15 protein-coding genes are annotated in these 17,839 nt (G+C 45.9%); 10 read left to right on the top strand and 5 right to left on the bottom strand.

Annotated features, from left to right (window positions below; genetic code table 11):
• The first annotated feature begins 370 nt into the window (after nucleotides 1-370).
• From NBH16_RS04650 to NBH16_RS04610, 9 genes are all read left to right on the top strand, one after another.
• Nucleotides 371-1,621: a GAF domain-containing sensor histidine kinase gene (locus NBH16_RS04650; protein WP_250788188.1), complete on the top strand. Its 1,251-nt coding sequence runs from the start codon at nucleotides 371-373 to the stop codon at nucleotides 1,619-1,621.
• Nucleotides 1,618-2,985, top strand: coding sequence for a sigma-54-dependent transcriptional regulator (locus tag NBH16_RS04645; RefSeq protein WP_008771890.1), 1,368 nt, complete (start codon nucleotides 1,618-1,620; stop codon nucleotides 2,983-2,985). Before NBH16_RS04650 ends, NBH16_RS04645 begins: the two co-directional genes overlap by 4 nt.
• Before the next feature lie 65 nt (nucleotides 2,986-3,050).
• On the top strand, nucleotides 3,051-3,278 hold the full coding sequence (locus tag NBH16_RS04640; RefSeq protein WP_005856324.1) for a 4Fe-4S dicluster domain-containing protein: 228 nt from the start codon (nucleotides 3,051-3,053) through the stop codon (nucleotides 3,276-3,278).
• A gap of 14 nt (nucleotides 3,279-3,292) precedes the next feature.
• Nucleotides 3,293-4,372, top strand: a complete 1,080-nt coding sequence (locus NBH16_RS04635) for a 3-methyl-2-oxobutanoate dehydrogenase subunit VorB (protein WP_250788187.1) — start codon at nucleotides 3,293-3,295, stop codon at nucleotides 4,370-4,372.
• A gap of 5 nt (nucleotides 4,373-4,377) precedes the next feature.
• The gene (locus NBH16_RS04630) at nucleotides 4,378-4,548 is read left to right on the top strand and encodes a hypothetical protein (RefSeq protein WP_005856320.1); all 171 of its coding nucleotides are present in this window, start codon (nucleotides 4,378-4,380) and stop codon (nucleotides 4,546-4,548) included.
• Nucleotides 4,549-4,560: 12 nt separating this feature from the next.
• Nucleotides 4,561-5,325: a thiamine pyrophosphate-dependent enzyme gene (locus NBH16_RS04625; protein WP_005856318.1), complete on the top strand. Its 765-nt coding sequence runs from the start codon at nucleotides 4,561-4,563 to the stop codon at nucleotides 5,323-5,325.
• A gap of 18 nt (nucleotides 5,326-5,343) precedes the next feature.
• On the top strand, nucleotides 5,344-5,886 hold the full coding sequence (locus NBH16_RS04620; protein WP_048927421.1) for a 2-oxoacid:ferredoxin oxidoreductase subunit gamma family protein: 543 nt from the start codon (nucleotides 5,344-5,346) through the stop codon (nucleotides 5,884-5,886).
• Between the two features lie 104 nt (nucleotides 5,887-5,990).
• Entirely contained in the window at nucleotides 5,991-8,072 is a 2,082-nt protein-coding gene (locus NBH16_RS04615; protein WP_250788186.1) for a putative porin, read from the top strand.
• A 9-nt stretch (nucleotides 8,073-8,081) separates the two neighbouring features.
• Complete coding sequence (locus tag NBH16_RS04610; RefSeq protein WP_250788185.1) at nucleotides 8,082-8,906, top strand: transporter substrate-binding domain-containing protein; 825 nt, start codon at nucleotides 8,082-8,084, stop codon at nucleotides 8,904-8,906.
• Between the two features lie 2 nt (nucleotides 8,907-8,908).
• Here the strand turns inward: NBH16_RS04610 and NBH16_RS04605 are convergent, their stop codons facing one another.
• Nucleotides 8,909-10,777, bottom strand: a complete 1,869-nt coding sequence (locus tag NBH16_RS04605; protein WP_195471266.1) for a PAS domain-containing sensor histidine kinase — start codon at nucleotides 10,775-10,777, stop codon at nucleotides 8,909-8,911.
• Nucleotides 10,778-10,913: 136 nt separating this feature from the next.
• Between NBH16_RS04605 and NBH16_RS04600 the strand changes: the two genes are divergently transcribed.
• Nucleotides 10,914-12,194, top strand: a complete 1,281-nt coding sequence (locus NBH16_RS04600; protein ID WP_057318809.1) for a DEAD/DEAH box helicase — start codon at nucleotides 10,914-10,916, stop codon at nucleotides 12,192-12,194.
• A gap of 97 nt (nucleotides 12,195-12,291) precedes the next feature.
• Here the strand turns inward: NBH16_RS04600 and rho are convergent, their stop codons facing one another.
• From rho to NBH16_RS04580, 4 genes are all read right to left on the bottom strand, one after another.
• Nucleotides 12,292-14,274 (bottom strand): transcription termination factor Rho, encoded by a 1,983-nt coding sequence (gene rho, locus NBH16_RS04595; protein WP_196009074.1) that lies wholly within the window; start codon nucleotides 14,272-14,274, stop codon nucleotides 12,292-12,294.
• Between the two features lie 201 nt (nucleotides 14,275-14,475).
• The gene (gene tilS / locus NBH16_RS04590; RefSeq protein WP_250788184.1) at nucleotides 14,476-15,792 is read right to left on the bottom strand and encodes a tRNA lysidine(34) synthetase TilS; all 1,317 of its coding nucleotides are present in this window, start codon (nucleotides 15,790-15,792) and stop codon (nucleotides 14,476-14,478) included.
• Between the two features lie 73 nt (nucleotides 15,793-15,865).
• The gene (locus NBH16_RS04585; protein ID WP_005868214.1) at nucleotides 15,866-16,630 is read right to left on the bottom strand and encodes a zinc ribbon domain-containing protein; all 765 of its coding nucleotides are present in this window, start codon (nucleotides 16,628-16,630) and stop codon (nucleotides 15,866-15,868) included.
• A 1-nt stretch (nucleotide 16,631) separates the two neighbouring features.
• Entirely contained in the window at nucleotides 16,632-17,729 is a 1,098-nt protein-coding gene (locus NBH16_RS04580) for a Nif3-like dinuclear metal center hexameric protein (protein ID WP_005868213.1), read from the bottom strand.
• Between the last annotated feature and the right edge of the window lie 110 nt (nucleotides 17,730-17,839).

Genomic DNA, 17,839 nt, shown 5'->3' with positions numbered 1-17,839 from the left:
GATTGATAATAAGAATGAAGAAGATGCAATTTCTCTTCTTCGCTGTAATGCTCATGTTTTTTGCGCATAATAATTACACATTTTATTGTTATTGAATGTGTCTACCTATATCAGCATAAGACAGAAAAACATAGTCCCTCCTATGGAAACTAAATGGGTATCGGTAAACTTTTACCCAAATATACCAGAGATCATCCCTCTTTACCCTATAGAATACAAACGCCGTGCCAAAGCATATAACTCACTAACAAACAATATTATACACAAACAGCGAATATTCCATCTTTGGGTAACGGGTAATATCCTTACTCAAAACGGGTAAATTCTTACTCAAAAAGAGTACATTTGCCCATCCTAATATCCGAGAAGCATGTTATCCTTATTCAAACGACACACAAATACACCGCAGCCCGAACTCAGCAAGATGCTTTCCGAGTTCAACCGTTCCTTGATGCTTATCGCAGATAAGTCCCTACTGATCAATAATTTTATCTCCAAGATCAGACAGATATGCCCTGTAGAAATCATTCATCTTTTTCTATTAGATGAGAATACGGGAAAGTATAAACCGCAAGACGGCCCGTTATCCTCTTCCCTCTCTTTCAATGGAAAAGATAAACTGATCAGTTGGCTATTCGTGAACGAGCGCTCGCTTCTGCTCTCCCAAAATCCCGATATAGCGGATTACTTCACGGCCGAGGAGCGGGAGAAGCTGGAGCAACTCCAAGCGGAGCTCATTTACCCGCTCAAAGTGATGAATAAGGTGAGCGGCGTGATTATGCTGGGAAAGAAGACAGATCGCACCGGTTTTACCGAGAATGAGCTGGGGCTTCTCTCCCTCTTGTTCAACCAAGCGGCATTCGCCATCGAACATGCCTCCCTTTATGAGATCCAATCCGAACGAATCAAGAAGATGTACCGGACCGACCGGCTCGCCACTTTAGGGGAACTGGCCGCCGGAGCCGCCCACGAGATCCGTAACCCGCTGACCGCCATTCGTAGCACGATCCAATACTTAAGCAAGGATTTCTCGGCCGATCCCGTGAAATCGGAGATGGCCACGGAACTCATCTCCGAGGTGGAGCGTATCAACAAGATCGTGCAAGGCCTGCTCTCTTTCGCCCGTCCATCCGCCTTGAATTCATCGGAAGTCAATCTGGAGCAATTGATCAACCAGACATTGCTACTCGTCCATAATACGCTGAAGAAGCAACAGGTTGAGGTGGAATTTGAATATTTCCATGAGAATACCGCCTTGCAAGCGGATGCCGAGCAACTCAAACAAGTATTTCTCAACATCATCCTCAACGCAGTGGAGGCGATGAGCCAGAATCCCCCGGAACGCTCACGTACATTAATAATTAGTATAGAGAAGGGAGCATCCATTGACGATCATTCCCATTACCTGCTCCTCTCCTTCGAGGACAGCGGAAAAGGCATCAGCGAGAAAGATCTGGATCACATCTTCAATCCCTTCTTCACCACTAAAGACGAGGGGACTGGTTTAGGACTCGCCATCTGTTACGGTATCATCAACCGCCACGAGGGCGAGATCGAGGTACACAGTACTCCCGGCAAAGGCACATGTTTCACCATCAAGTTACCGCAATATATAGTATGAAAGCAAAAATAGTAGTAGCCGACGACGAGCCGCGCATCCGTGCGATGATCGCCCTGCTCTTGAAAGAAGACGGATACGAGGTACAAACCGCCGCGAACGGACAAGAGGCCGTAGACGCCCTCCTCTCCTTCCGTCCCGACGTGATCTTGCTAGACCAGCAAATGCCGGTGCTTACCGGCGTGGAGGCATTGGAGAAGATCAAACGGCTATGCCCGAACCAAGTCGTCGTGTTCATAACCGCCTTCGGTTCCGTCTCCTTGGCGGTAGATGCCGTAAAGAAAGGCGCTTACGATTTTATTGAGAAGCCTTTTGACAACGATAAGTTGCTCCTTACCGTAAGCCGTGCCGTAGAGCATTGCCGGATGAAAGGCGAGATCAAGCACTTGAAAAACAAGTTAGGAGATATGAACACCGGTATCATCGGCGAGAAAAGCGGACTGAGGCAGGTCATGCTCCAAGTGGAACGGGTGGCGGAAACCGACGCTACCGTCTTGATCCACGGAGAGAGTGGAACCGGAAAGGAACTGATCGCCTGGGCGATACACGACCGGAGTAAACGCGTGAGCCAGCCTTTCGTGGCGATCAACTGTGGGGCGATCCCGCTCACCTTGATGGAGAGCGAGCTTTTCGGGCATGAGAAAGGCGCCTTTACCGATGCCAAGGAAACACAAGCCGGCACGTTCGAGCGGGCAAATGGCGGTACCCTGTTCCTAGACGAGATCGGCGAGCTCCCGCTAGACGCCCAAGTAAAATTACTGCGTGTATTAGAAGAACGTAAGATTACCCGCATCGGAGGCAAGAAAGCGATCCCCGTCAATGTCCGGATCGTGGCGGCTACGAACCGGAACTTGGAAGAAGAAGTAAGACTGGGTAAATTCCGTCTGGACCTGCTCTATCGGCTGAATGTCTTCACCATACAGCTTCCACCCCTTAGGGAACGGAAAGAGGACATCCCGTTGCTGGCCGCATTTTTCCTTCGCAAACATAATTCCTTGCTCAATCTCTCGATCGAGAGCATCACGCCCGAGGCTATGGATCAGTTATGCGCCTACGACTGGCCCGGTAACGTACGGGATTTAGAGAACGCCGTACAAAGCGCCATGATACTCTGCGTAGACCGGCAAATCCATCCCGGACATCTGCCCGCCCGTATCAAAAGCTACCAGATGGAGCGACTGACAGCTCCTCAGGAAGCGGAAGAAGACACCTCGCTCCGTGATACGAACTCCTTGGCGGAGAAGGCCCGCATCCTGTCCGCGCTGCAAAAGCATAACTATAACCGTACCCTGACCGCCGAGGCTTTAAATATCAGTAGAAAGACGCTATTCAACAAAATGAAACGTTATAATCTTGGCAACGAGTAATTTTTTACTAACTTTGATGCCTCAATAGAAATGTGTTACATTTAGATTTTAAATAAACAAGTATTATGGCGAAAATAAAAGGAGCTGTTGTTGTAAACACAGAGCGCTGCAAGGGATGTAACCTTTGTGTAGTAGCCTGCCCGTCGGATGTACTGGAGTTGCACCCACGAGAAGTAAACAACAAGGGGTATCACTATGTGTACATGAAGAACCCGGACGCATGCATCGGTTGCGCTAGTTGCGGGTTAGTTTGTCCGGACGGTTGTCTAACGATCTACAAAGTAAAAATATAAAGTTATATCAAGATATGGCAGAAGATATAAAATTAATGAAGGGTAACGAGGCCATCGCCCATGCGGCTATCCGCTATGGCGTGGACGGTTACTTCGGCTATCCGATCACTCCGCAGTCGGAGATATTGGAAACCCTTATGGCAGAGATGCCGTGGGAAAAGACCGGCATGGTAGTCTTACAAGCGGAGAGCGAGGTAGCCGCTATTAATATGGTATACGGCGGAGCCGGTTCCGGAAAGAAAGTGATGACCTCTTCTTCCAGTCCGGGCGTGAGCTTGAAACAAGAAGGTATCTCTTATATCGCAGGAGCGGAGCTTCCTTGTCTGATCGTGAACGTTATGCGTGGCGGTCCCGGATTAGGAACGATCCAGCCGAGTCAGGCTGATTATTTCCAGACCGTGAAAGGCGGTGGTCATGGCGATTACCGCTTGATAACCTTAGCTCCCTCTTCCGTACAGGAGATGGCCGATTTCGTAGGCCTTGGTTTTGATCTGGCTTTCAAATACAATAACCCCGCTATTATCTTGGCGGACGGTATCATCGGACAGATGATGGAGAAAGTGGTTATGCCTCCCTATCAACCCCGCCGTACCGAGGAAGAGATTATCGCTCAATGTCCTTGGGCCGTACAAGGAAAGAAGGGAGGACGCAAAGGTAACGTCATCACTTCCTTGGAGCTAGACCCGGCGAAGATGGAAGAGAACAATATCCGTTTCCAAGCGAAATATCGCAAGATCGAGGAAAACGAGGTTCGTTACGAGGAGTTCCAATGTGAGGACGCTGATTATCTATTGATCGCATTCGGTTCTTCCGCCCGTATTTGCCAGAAGGTAGTTGAGATCGCCCGTGCGGAAGGTATCAAGCTTGGCTTGTTACGCCCGATCACGTTATGGCCGTTCCCGACAAAAGTGATCGCCGCTTATGCGGATAAGGTAAAAGGTATGTTATCGGTTGAGTTGAACGCCGGACAGATGGTAGAGGACGTTCGCCTAGCCGTAAATGGTAAGGTGAAGGTAGAGCACTTTGGCCGATTGGGTGGAATCGTATTCACCCCGGATGAGGTATTGAACGCGCTGAAGGAAAAATTATTCTGATCCGTATGACACGAGGAAGTAAAGCTGACGAGATATTGACGCTGGTTTTTATGCTACTGGCCATAGCTGCCGTGGTATGTTACTTCGCTGTTAGCGATAAGGCCGTATTCTTGTATTGTGGCGGGGCGGCGATCGTATTGCGGCTGGTGCAATATGTCTTAAGATATATACATTAATAATTAAAGATTATGGAACTCAACGATATAATTAAACCGGAAAATCTGGTGTATGAAAAGCCCAGATTGATGAATGAAAATCCCATGCACTACTGCCCCGGTTGCAGCCACGGTGTGATACATAAGCTAATCGCCGAGGTTATAGCCGATATGGGTCTGGAAGATAAGACAATCGGTATCTCCCCCGTGGGATGTGCCGTATTCGCATATAACTACTTGGATATCGATTGGATCGAGGCAGCCCACGGACGTGCGCCAGCCATCGCTTCCGCCGTTAAACGCTTGAATCCGGAGAAGATGGTATTCACGTATCAAGGAGATGGTGACTTGGCGGCTATCGGTACGGCCGAAACGATTCATGCAGCCAACCGTGGCGAGAATATCGTGATCGTATTCGTAAATAACGCGATCTATGGTATGACCGGCGGACAGATGGCTCCGACTACACTGGAAGGTATGCCCACGGCTACCTGTCCTTACGGACGCAACATCGCCTTGAACGGTTACCCGCTGAAGATCGGTGATTTATTAGCCCAATTGGAAGGAACTTGCTTGGTAACACGCCAAAGCGTACAGACAGCCGCAGCCGTACGGAAAGCGAAGAAGATGCTTCGTAAGGCTTTCGAGAACGCTATGGCCGGTAAGGGTACTTCTGTGGTAGAGTTCGTCTCCACTTGCTCATCCGGCTGGAAGATGACTCCGGAAAAAGCCAATAAATGGATGGAAGCGAACATGTTCCCCTTCTACCCGCTGGGCGACTTAAAGAATGTTGAATAAGTAATACGGTAAACGACAATGAAACAAGAAATAATTATAGCAGGCTTCGGTGGACAAGGTGTATTGTCTATGGGTAAGATCTTGGCCTATTCCGGTTTGATGGAAGGCAAGGAGGTTAGCTGGATGCCTTCATACGGACCTGAGCAACGTGGCGGTACGGCCAACGTAACCGTTATCTTGAGCGACGAGCGTATCAGCTCACCCGTATTGAATGAATATGATATCGCTATTATCTTGAACCAACCTTCCATGGATAAGTTCGAGAACAAGGTGAAACCGGGCGGTATTTTGATTTACGATGGTTATGGCATCCATACGCCCGCAAAGCGTACGGATATTAACGTATATCGGGTAGATGCCATGGACGCCGCTACCGAGATGAAGAACGAGAAGGCATTCAATATGTTGATCTTAGGCGGGTTGCTTAATATCGTCCCGATGGTTCAATTGGAGAACGTCATGCTAGGATTGAAGAAATCCTTGCCCGAGCGTCACCATCATTTGTTGCCGATGAACGAGGCTGCCATTAAGAAAGGAATGGAGATTATACAGAAAATATAAGAAGCTCATTCATTGATATGCCGATAAGCCAATTAAGTTTTCTGATTGGCATATTGGCATATTTTATAATTGGCACATTATTTTTTGTTATATCTTTGCAACCCATGAAGTATTATCTATACATATTACTTTTTCTGATAGGAACGGCGGCTTCCGCGCATGCGCAAGGACGTTCCGGGAGCCGGGGAGGACGAGGTGGATTCTCGTTATCTAATTTATCATCCTCAAACAAGGAAATACCGGATAGCTTGCTGCAAACAGATAGCGCGGCGCTGAAATCAAAACGAATCATCGGTTATCGGCTCACGCCTCTTTTGGGAGAACGTTATATCGCTCCTATGGATACCAATCGATTAAATTTCGGGAATAGTACGTTGGTGGAAGCGAACTCATTGGCCGTAGGTTATCTGGCGAATGTGGGATCGCCGGCGCAAACCCGTATTTTTAACGAACGTAAGGAGGAACGTGATTTCATCTTCGCCGATGCCTATGATTATTATATCACGACCCCAACAAACGCTTATTTCTACGATACCAAAGTACCCTATACCCAAGTGACTTATACGACAGGAGGAGCCAGCCAGAATAAGATGGACCGACTGAAAGGGGTATTGACCATGAACTTTGGCAAAAAGATCAATGTCGGTGGCGAGATGGATTATATCTATAGCCGCGGATATTATAACTCCAACGGTAATAAATTATTAAGTTATCGTTTTTTCGGAAGTTATATCACCGACCGTTACGAGTTAAACGCTTATTTAAGTAATTTCAATTTCGTAAACTACGAGAACGGTGGACTTACAAATGACCAGTATATCACGAATCCCGATGACTTGGCCGAGAATCAAAGAAATATCGATAGTAAATCATACCCTGTCCGTTACACGGACACATGGAACCGTGTCCGTGGAAAACAATATTTCCTGACACAGAGATACAATCTCGGTTTTACCAAAGAATTGGAAGAAACCGATGAGGAAGGGAACATAAAAGAGGTATTCATTCCGGTTTCCAGTATCATCCATACCATCGATTACGAAGATAACCGCAGACGCTTTATCTCTAATGATGCCGGGATCGATACCTGCTACACTCATCTTTATGGTATGGACGCATCTTTGAATGACCAGACTTCCTCATGGAATTTAAAGAATACTTTTGCGTTGGCCTTGCGGGAAGGTTTCCAAGATTGGGCTAAGTTCGGGCTGACCGCCTTCGTTACTTTCGAGAAACGCCGGTTTAGATTGGCATCCCAAGTTCCCGGACTGGATTACGGTCCGGATGGTCGTGGAAGCTCTGAGCCGAGTACATTAAATTTCCCTACTTCCGAGGTATATGATGAGTTTACGACCTACATCGGAGGCGAATTATCCAAACGCCGTGGTAGCCTTCTTACCTACAATGTCCGTGGAGAATTAGGACTTGCGGGAAGTGACGCCGGAGAGGTTCGAGTGAGCGGAGATCTACAAACAAAATTCAAGCTTTTCAAGAAAGACGCTACTATCAAGGCGGAAGGATATATCAAGAATATCACCCCGGCGTTTTACCAACGTCACCATCATGGGCGTTACTATTGGTGGGATCTATCATTGAAAAATGTGCAAAGGATTTACGCCGGAGCGAAAATCAACTTGGAATCCACCCGTACCCAGTTATCCGGAGGAGTGGAAAGTATCCAGAATTATGTATTTTTCAACGGTAAAGGTTTGCCGGAGCAAAGCAATAAGAACATCCAAGTTGTCTCAGCCCGTATCAAGCAAGATATCATGTATCGTGCGTTCGGATGGGAGAATGAGGTGGCCTATCAGCTTTCTAGCGAGAAGTCTCAACTTCCGTTGCCGGATATCAGCGCATACTCGAATATATATCTAGCGTTTAAGTTGGCGAAAGTATTAACCGTACAGATTGGCGCGAACATATACTACAACACCGCTTATTACGCTCCTTATTACGAGCCGGCTACCCAGCAGTTCCAAGTACAGGAAGAAGACAAGAAAGTGAAGGTCGGTAATTATCCGTTGATCAACGCTTATGCGAATTTCCATTTGAAGCAAGCTCGCTTCTTCATCATGGCATACAATCTAGGCTCTAAGTTCGTTGACCCGAATTACTTCTCTCTTGCGCATTATCCGTTGGACCCGATGGTCTTGAAAATGGGTATCTCCGTGACTTTCAATAATTAATCGATTGCCATGAGATCTAAGAAGTTGCTTATCCTATACGCTTTTCTACTGATTGTCGCTGTAGTGACAATGGTACAGCTTAGGAGACTTAACCAACGTCCCCAAGAGATCGGACCTCGTGATTATCCGGAAATCAAGGAAGAAGGAATTCTTCGGATGATAACCGAGTACAATCAATCCGGATATTTCGTATCCGGCGATACGGTGCAAGGTTTTCAATACGAGCTTAGCCAAGCGATCGCTAAATTATCCGGATTGGAGGTTCAGACGCATTTGGAAATGAGTTTAGCGAAAAGTTTCGAGGAATTATCGGACAACAAATGCGACGTAATCGCAAGAAACATACCCATCACCTCCGAGATGCGGGAAAACTACCTGTTCACCGAACCGATCGTTCTCAACAAGCAAGTCTTGGTACAACGTACGGCAGAGGCGAACAACGGACAAGCCCCTATCCGTAACCAATTGGATTTAGCCCAAAAGACTTTATACATACCGAAAGATTCCCCGGCCTTATTGCGTCTGCAAAATCTGGGACACGAGATAGGCGATACGATCTACGTGGTGGAAGATGAGTTATATTCTACCGAGCAGCTTATGATCATGGTAGCCAAAGGCGATATCGATTATGCCGTATGCGACCAACAAATCGCCCGCATGACCCAGAAAAACCTGCCGGAAGTCGATATCCTAACGGATGTCAGTTTTACCCAATTGCAATCGTGGGCGGTCCGTAAAGACTCCCCTGTCCTACTGGATAGCCTAAATAGTTGGCTCCAGCAAATCAAGAACAGTGGATTATACGACCAAATTTATAAGCGCTATTACAAATAGCGCTATTCGTGAGACGGCAAAATAAAGGAGAACTCTGAACCTACCCCTAATTCAGAAGTAACATGTATCGAACCTCCCATCTTAACAACTAATCCTTTGCAGATAGCCAGTCCTAATCCGATACCTTCCATATAGTCGTTTATTTTCACGAAACGACCGAAGACATCTTTCAATTTGTCCTTATCGATACCGATTCCCGTATCCCTTACGTAAAAACGTAATTGATTATCCGGTTGAATGGTATATCCCATCGTGATGCTACCTTCTTTCGTGTTCTTGATAGCGTTGTTCACCAAATTATTAATCAACTGCAACAGACGCATGCTATCCGTACCGAACATATGGTGGTCAGCCCCTTTCTCCAAAACTAACTTGACTCCTCCCGGAACCCGTAACTTGGCGGAAGCATAAATCGTATCCATCAATTCACTGACATCTAATTGCTCATATGTGATCTTTATCGCATCCGCCTCGATCTTCGAGATATCCAAGATGTCATTGATCAATTGCATCAACAATTGGTTATTCATCTTGATCACATCGTAGTACGACATACGTTCCTCATCCGTATCAGCAAAAGCCATCAATTCAGAGAAGCCGGTAATCGCATTCAAAGGAGTCCGGATCTCATGGCTCATATCCGCCAGATATTTCGATTTCATCTTATCAGCGGCCTCGGCCTTCACCTTCGCCTCCTCAAGGCTTAATTCTTGATTCTTCCGTTCCTGAATATTCGTTGAACATCCAAGGATAACCGAAGGTCTTCCTTTCTCGTCCCGTTCATACACGGTAGCAAATACCTCTCTCCAAACATATTCCTTCTTGCCGGGAAATAGCATACGTGCCTCGATCCTTGCCTCAGAGATTTCCCCTCGGCAAAGACGGGTAAACATATTATGATAATGTTCTTGATCATCCGGATGCGCCCGGCTGATAAACTGCCCCCATGACACCTCTATCATATCTTCCGACATGGTATTCCAATCGTTCAAGGTCACAACGGAATCCTTGAAATTATGGGTACTGTCCGGATCGATGAAAATCGAGCATGTACGTATATCACTTATCCGCAATGCCATTTTCGTCAAGATCCGGGTTCTTCTCAAAGTATTCTCCGTAGCCAACTCGGAAGTTATATCTCTCCATAAAGCCAAGACAAGCGGCTTGCCATTATTTAGGGAAATAGGATATTTAGCGACCTCTATATCCCGGTAATCGCCGGAGGCCGATTTTACCTTGCCCTTGAATCTAGCGGTCAGTCCTGTCTTGATCACGTTCATATCGGTTTCCAGACGCTCCTCGGCGGTCATCAAGGCATTATAATTCACCTCGAAATCATCATGTCCCTCGATCTCCCGGGTTTCAATACCCGTTATTTCCTCCATAAAATGATTCCAATACAGGTAATTAAAATGGTTATCCCCATCTTTCACGAAAACCCCCAACGGTAACCGATCTAATATCGTATTGATCAGTTCTTGTAGATTTTTTTCTGTTTTCAGAGAAGATACATCGCGTGTATAAACGATTACAAGCTCCTCATTAAAAAGGCTTGCTTGCGATAGATAATAATAGTTCTTTCCTTCAAAAGAGACCTCAAAAGAGAAATCCACTTTCACTTGCTCCTCGAAAACACGTTTAACCGCAGCTCTATAGATCTCATATTGATCGTAGTTCTTCCCGTCCGGGAACAACGCTTGAGGTTGCTTTCCGATACAGTTATTCGCTAAATAATGATAATAATCGTCTTTTGCAGAAATAACCTTGACAAGAGTAAGATTTCGATCTACTAATACAATCGTATCGGGACTCTTCTCCATGATCATCTCTAATCCAGACTGAACGTTACTTCCGCTTTCTAGACTATTCATATTAATTCTTTCGTTTTTGGGGTATAACTCGGGGATAAAGGTATTTATTTTTCTATTTATCACCAAAGAGAAACCTACCTATTGCATAATATTTCTAAATAATCTTTATCTTTACCGGGAATTTGAATGTAAAAAGATGAGATTTGATGAATTAGATTTGGAAGATGCCGTATTAGACGGGCTTTATGACATGAATTTTGACGAAACGACTCCAGTCCAAGAGTTAACGATTCCTGTCATTTTAGAAGGTAAAGACATCATCGCTTGCGCACAGACCGGAACCGGTAAAACGGCGGCGTATGTTTTGCCAGTTATTAATGAACTAAGCAAAGGTTGTCATCCGACAGACGCGGTGAATGCGGTCATTATGGCACCGACCCGGGAATTGGCTCAACAAATAGACCAACAAATTCAAGGATTCACTTATTTTATACCTTCCATATCCGCAGTAGCCGTGTATGGAGGTACCGACGGAATCGCTTGGGAACAACAAAAGAGAGGTTTAGAGATGGGTGCGGATATCGTGATCGCTACCCCGGGACGTTTATTGTCCCATATTAAGTTAGGTACTGTAGATTTGTCTAAAGTGTCGTTCTTCGTCTTAGACGAGGCGGACCGCATGCTGGATATGGGTTTTTATGATGACATCATGCAGGTTCATAAACAGCTGCCCCCCTACTGCCAGACGATCATGTTCTCGGCTACCATGCCGCCTAAGATCCGGACGTTGGCTAAAACCATCCTAAAAGATCCGGAAGAAGTCAAGATCGCTATCTCACGCCCACCCGAATCTATCATGCAAACCGCATATATCTGCTACGATCCACAAAAGCTCAAGATTCTACAAGATCTCTTCACTCAAAGCCGCCCTCAACGAGTAATTATCTTCTCCTCTTCTAAAATGAAGGTGAAAGAATTAGCGTCTACCTTAAAAAGATTAAAGTTCAATGTAGCCGCCATGCACTCGGATCTAGAGCAATCCCAAAGGGAGGAGGTCATGAAAGAATTCAAGAGCGGACATATCGATATCCTTGTGGCTACGGATGTCGTAGCACGTGGAATTGATATCAATGACATCAAGTTGGTCGTGAACTTCGATATCCCGCATGATCCGGAGGATTACGTACACCGAATCGGACGTACGGCACGGGGTACGAACGGCGAAGGATTGGCGATTACTTTCGTATCGATCGACGAACAAGCACAATTCAAGCGCATAGAGGATTTCTTGGAAAAAGAGGTTTATAAGATACCGGTCAGCCCGGAATTCGGCGAAGTGCCCTTGTATGAGCCGGAAAAATACGGTATGAATAAAAGAGGCAGAGGACGGCCTCGTAAAAGTGAAGATAAAGGATCATCCTCGAGTCCACAAAAACGAAATATGGGACATCGTGGAAGACCTAAAAAGGCGCAATAAAAGCACTATACTTTTTCAATAGAAAAACACTATACTTTTGGAGCTAAAACAATATTGTTTTGAACTCAAAAGTATAGTGTTTTTTTATGGGATATTATCAACCGTTCATGGATGCCAAGAATTCCATATTATCAACGGTTTGTTCCATCCGTTGCTTAACAAATTCCATAGCCTCCATTGAGTTCATGTCTGATAGATATTTGCGTAAGACCCACATACGGTTCAACGTGCTCTCATCCTGCAATAAATCATCACGGCGAGTGCTGGAAGCCGTGATATCCACAGCCGGATAGATACGCTTATTGGATAATTTACGATCCAATTGTAACTCCATATTACCCGTACCCTTGAATTCCTCGAAGATCACGTCGTCCATCTTAGAGCCAGTCTCCGTAAGGGCGGTGGCTAGAATCGTAAGGCTACCACCATTCTCAATATTACGGGCGGCACCGAAGAAACGCTTCGGCTTCTGCAACGCATTTGCATCCACACCACCGGAAAGCACCTTACCGGAAGCCGGTTGTACCGTATTATAAGCACGAGCCAAACGAGTGATCGAGTCCAGAAGAATCACGACATCATGACCACATTCTACCATTCGTTTCGCCTTGTTCAATACGATCTCAGCGATTTTCACGTGACGTTCAGCCGGTTCGTCGAATGTAGAGGCGATCACTTCCGCATCCACGCTACGAGCCATATCCGTAACCTCCTCCGGACGTTCGTCGATCAATAATATAATCATATAAACCTCGGGATGGTTGTAAGCGATAGCGTTCGCGATATCTTTCAACAACATCGTCTTACCGGTTTTCGGTTGAGCGACGATCAAACCACGTTGCCCTTTTCCGATCGGAGAGAATAAATCAACCACACGTACGGCGATATTATCGTATACTTTCGGTGATTTACGTGCCGTAAGCATGAATTTCTCATCCGGGAATAACGGGGTCAAATGATCGAAAGGAACCCGGTCGCGAACCTCTTCTGGCGTACGTCCATTGATCTTGTCCACTTTCACCAACGGGAAATACTTCTCACCTTCCTTCGGCGGACGGATCGAGCCTTCTACCACGTCACCCGTTTTCAAGCCAAATAACTTGATCTGGGATTGAGAGACATAAATATCGTCCGGTGAAGTCAAATAGTTATAATCTGAAGAACGAAGGAAACCGTAACCATCTTGCATCATCTCCAACACGCCGGTTCCTGTAAGGATGCCGTCAAACTCATACATTTTCTCTTGAGCCTGCTGGTTGTTATTAGCGTTATTGTTATTACGGTTGTTATTATGATTATTCTGTCGATTGTTCTGTCGAGGATTATTCTGCTGGGGAGCGGCCTCGGGTTGAGGTTTGTTAGCCTCGGGTTTCGGAGCGGAGAACGGGAAAATCTGATCCAATACGGATTTAGCGTCCGGATGGCGAAATACGATGCGCTTAGGCTCTTCTTCCGTCGCTTGTGGTGAAGTGGTTTCTTCCGCTACCTCTACCGGAGTCGTATTTTCCGGCAAAGCGGCTTCTTCTTCCGTTTCAAGTTCCGCCACAACAGGAGGCAACAACGGTTTCTCCACCGGGCTCTCTACTACCGCCGGAGTTTCCACGGCCGAGATTTCCGTTACCATAGAGATCGTTTGCGGCTCTTTCGAAACCACCACTTCCTTGTTATCCTCGGAAGGAGCGATAGCGCCCGCTACCTTTTCCTTTTTCTCGATACGGACTCTTTTCTTACGTTCAGGCTGCTCTTTTTGCTCTTTCTTGTCAGCCGGAGCAGCCACTGGCTTTTCCGGAGCCTGTTGGGCACTCTCTGCAGCTTCGGCAGTCTCAGCCTTCGCCACTTTAGGAGAAGCGGCTTTAGCCGGACGGCCTCTCTTACGGCCCTCTACAGGCTTCTTAGCCTCTTTCTCTTTCATCTTTTCAGCCTGAATGCCGGCATAGGAGATCGCTTGCTCATCAAGAATCCGATAAACCAACTCTTCTTTCTTTAAGCTGCTAACTTTTTTTATTCCCAACTCTTCCGCGATACTTTGAAGTTCGGGAAGAAGTTTTCCATTTAGTTCTAGAATGTTATATTTCTGCATATTGCGAAGTAATAATATAAATGGCACATACACACGGATCACATATGCAAACACGACGTACGCCCAATGGTATCATTGTATCTTTATTAAATTATAATTTTCATGTAATAACCGGATTGTTCAGCTAATTTGAACCATTAGTAACATATCTGCGGAGTAAATCTTCGCAAATGTAAGAATATTTTTACAATAAACGAGGATTTAGCCCAAAAAATTCACAATTAGCACACGCTTTGTTGATTCGTCTATACGAAAACGATTATCAGTCCTTTCTCCTACCACCCAAACGATAGCGTCGCCACTACAAAGAAGCCATGTGCGCTCCTTCTCAATCCGGCTAAATTTATGATCGGAGAAATAGTCACTCAACTTCTTACGTCCTTTCATTCCGAAGGGAATAAACCAATCGCCTTCTTTCCAAGTCCGCAATGTTAAAGGGAAATCGAGTTTATCATAATCCAAATAAGCGATCCGCTTATTCTTCTCGATAGGGAAACCTATAGTTATAACAAGTTTTTGGAAAGATAGTTCAATAGGTTCATGATTAATACCCTTTTCCGGATCTAAAACGAAGGTTCGCTCTTCCTTCTTCTCTAAAGAAGTGATCCATAAATAATCCCGATCCTTCAGCAAACGATGGGTGGAAGAGTAAAACAGCTTACCGGGCTCCTTGGTCAAGGCAGCGAAAATATCGTCCGAGACCAGACGGGTAAAACCATATTCTTTTAATAACTCATACAAAATCGTCTCCGGAGCCGGAAACCGCATCAACGCCCCGATAGAAAGACGATCATCCGATACGACAACCTCTTTCCGGGCTTGTTCCAATACATATATATATATAGTCTCTGCGGCAGAAAGATGCTCGGCGGAACGTGCGATGGTATTCCGGGCCGATGGATTTATCTCCTCCAAAAGCGGCAACACATTCAAACGGATAAAATTACGGGTATAAGCATCCGATAAATTCGTGCTATCCACCATATAGGCGTAGCCTTGATCCGCCAACCAAGCCAAGATATCCTCACGGCTTACGCACAGCAAAGGACGGACGATGAAACCATTCCTCGGACGGATCCCGCTCATCCCCCGGATTCCCGTGCCCCGTATCAAATTCATCAAGACCGTCTCCACACTATCGTCCCGGTGATGGGCGACGGCGGTCGCCTGCCCTCCCAGCCGCTCCCGCATCTCCTCAAACCAAGCATAGCGCAATTCACGGGCAGCCATCTCTATCGAGAGATGCTTCTCTCCGGCATAAGAGATCGTATCGAAATCTATCTTATGAAAGGGTACTTCCAAAGATTCCGCGAACTCACAGGCAAATGCCTCATCCCGATCCGACTCCTCCCCACGCAAATGAAAGTTACAATGAAGCGCTATACACGGATATCCCAAACGCACCAATACGCCCAACAAAGCCACAGAATCAGCACCACCGCTCAATCCGACCAAAACCGGACGATCCTCGGATAACAGCCTGTACTTCTCTATATATAAACGTATCGTATGTATCATAACATCTTTGTATTAAAAACAATAATGGCCCTAGCCGGTTTTAGCTAGAGCCATTACTTATAGATCTTTTGAATTAATCTTCTACACCTGCTAATTCCGGGTCGATCATAATACGACCACAGTATTCGCAAACAATAATTTTCTTACGCAACTTGATATCCAATTGCTTCTGAGGCGGGATCTTGTTAAAGCAACCACCGCAAGCGCCACGTTGCACATAAACAACAGCCAAACCGTTACGAGCACCTTTACGGATACGCTTGAAAGCGGTCAACAAACGAGGTTCGATAGCGGCTTCCAGCTTCTTCGCTTTCTCACGAAGTTTCTCCTCATCCTGCTTTGTCTCGGAAATGATCTGCTCCAACTCGCTCTTTTTCTGAACCAAGTCAGCCTTACGGCCTTCCAGCTTCTCAGTCAGCTCAGCGATATCTTTTTTCTTAGCGTCTACCGCCTCTCCGAATTCACGAATTTTTTTCTCTGAGAACTCAATTTCCAAACCTTGGAACTCGATCTCCTTAGACAGGTTATCAAACTCCCGGTTATTACGCACATTATCTAATTGTGCCTTATAGCGATCTATCAATGTGGTAGATTCCGTGATCTTATGCTTTTGCTCAACAACAGAAGTCTCAAACTCCTTGATCTCCGCTTGATAGTTCTGGAGACGTGTTTCCAGTCCTGCGATCTCGTCCTCCAAGTCTTGAACCTCCAGAGGAAGCTCACCACGAAGGGTCTTGATCTTATCAATTTCAGTCATCATCGTCTGAAGTTGATACAGCGTAGAAAGCTTTTCTTCAACCGTATATTCCTTTTCAGCTGATTGTTTATCTGTAGCCATTCTATAAATATTTTACTGGGTTTGAATTAACATTCGAAAAATGTACCGCAAAGGTAGGGAATTTTTTCGATATTATGTTATAAAATATGTCTTTTGTACAGATTTCCGATTCATAATGACCGATAACCGCCAGTAGAATCTGGTCCTCCACATCGTAAAAATCGTTGTACTTCGCCTCCCCCGTTATAAAGACATCGGCACCATACGCAATAGCGTCCTTGATCAAGAAAGCGCCGCTGCCTCCGCAGATAGCGACCTCTCGGATAGACTTACCCGTAAATGGGGAATGCTTCACGCAACCGACGTTAAACAGGGCCTTGATCCGTAACAAGAAACTTAACTCATCTTCCTCGGCAGGCAACTCTCCCACTACACCGGAACCTGCCTGTTCCCATGTGTTTGATAACGAATAAAAATCAAAAGCCGGCTCCTCATACGGGTGAACGGATAACAGAGCACGGGTCACCGCTGTCTTCTTGAATGCCGGAAGGATCATCTCCATACGCACCTCTTTCTCTACATGCACCTCGCCGATCTCACCACAAAACGGATTGCATCCCGCATTGGCACGGAATGTTCCCTCGCCATGTAAATTATAACTGCAAGCATCATAGTTCCCGATACTTCCCGCACCGGCATTGAACAAGGTATTCCGCATGATCTCGGCATAAGCCTCGGGGACAAACGTCACCAACTTCAACAAAGCGCCTTTTTGGGGGCTCAAGATCCGTACATTTTGCAAGCCGATCAACTCTGCCAAACGGTAATTCACGCCTCCTACGGCATTATCAAGATTGGTATGGGCGGCATAAACCACCAAATCATACTTACACGCCTTCATCATGCAACGCTCGATATAATTGGAGCCAGTCAACGACTTAAACGACTTAAAGGCCAAAGGATGATGAGAGATGATCAGGTTGCATCCCATCTCGATCGCTTCATCGAGCACCTCCTCGGTAACATCTAGGCATAGCAACACACCCGTCGCATGCTGGTTCACGTCGCCAACTTGCACACCCGCATTGTCAAAACCTTCTTGAAGCGGCAGCGGGGCGTAATGCTCGATTTCTCTCAATATATCTTTAACCTTTACCATGCTAAATATCTTTTGATTTATGTTCGGGAGAAAAAGTAATTCCTTTCGGAAGAAAAGAAAATTCCATTCAGATGGAATAAGATTCCCATTCGAATGGAATTTCAGATTGG

Source organism: Parabacteroides sp. Y3-G-102 (assembly GCF_023656845.1).
Lineage (GTDB): Bacteria > Bacteroidota > Bacteroidia > Bacteroidales > Tannerellaceae > Parabacteroides > Parabacteroides distasonis.
Note: the sequence above shows the minus strand (reverse complement) of the source record. Positions and strands in the feature narration are given on the sequence as shown.

Coding starts and splice junctions, on each gene's coding strand:
- NBH16_RS04650 (WP_250788188.1), top strand. CDS start 371: ATGTTATCCTTATTCAAACGACACACAAATACACCGCAGCCCGAACTC.
- NBH16_RS04645 (WP_008771890.1), top strand. CDS start 1,618: ATGAAAGCAAAAATAGTAGTAGCCGACGACGAGCCGCGCATCCGTGCG.
- NBH16_RS04640 (WP_005856324.1), top strand. CDS start 3,051: ATGGCGAAAATAAAAGGAGCTGTTGTTGTAAACACAGAGCGCTGCAAG.
- NBH16_RS04635 (WP_250788187.1), top strand. CDS start 3,293: ATGGCAGAAGATATAAAATTAATGAAGGGTAACGAGGCCATCGCCCAT.
- NBH16_RS04630 (WP_005856320.1), top strand. CDS start 4,378: ATGACACGAGGAAGTAAAGCTGACGAGATATTGACGCTGGTTTTTATG.
- NBH16_RS04625 (WP_005856318.1), top strand. CDS start 4,561: ATGGAACTCAACGATATAATTAAACCGGAAAATCTGGTGTATGAAAAG.
- NBH16_RS04620 (WP_048927421.1), top strand. CDS start 5,344: ATGAAACAAGAAATAATTATAGCAGGCTTCGGTGGACAAGGTGTATTG.
- NBH16_RS04615 (WP_250788186.1), top strand. CDS start 5,991: ATGAAGTATTATCTATACATATTACTTTTTCTGATAGGAACGGCGGCT.
- NBH16_RS04610 (WP_250788185.1), top strand. CDS start 8,082: ATGAGATCTAAGAAGTTGCTTATCCTATACGCTTTTCTACTGATTGTC.
- NBH16_RS04605 (WP_195471266.1), bottom strand. CDS start 10,777: ATGAATAGTCTAGAAAGCGGAAGTAACGTTCAGTCTGGATTAGAGATG.
- NBH16_RS04600 (WP_057318809.1), top strand. CDS start 10,914: ATGAGATTTGATGAATTAGATTTGGAAGATGCCGTATTAGACGGGCTT.
- rho (WP_196009074.1), bottom strand. CDS start 14,274: ATGCAGAAATATAACATTCTAGAACTAAATGGAAAACTTCTTCCCGAA.
- tilS (WP_250788184.1), bottom strand. CDS start 15,792: ATGATACATACGATACGTTTATATATAGAGAAGTACAGGCTGTTATCC.
- NBH16_RS04585 (WP_005868214.1), bottom strand. CDS start 16,630: ATGGCTACAGATAAACAATCAGCTGAAAAGGAATATACGGTTGAAGAA.
- NBH16_RS04580 (WP_005868213.1), bottom strand. CDS start 17,729: ATGGTAAAGGTTAAAGATATATTGAGAGAAATCGAGCATTACGCCCCG.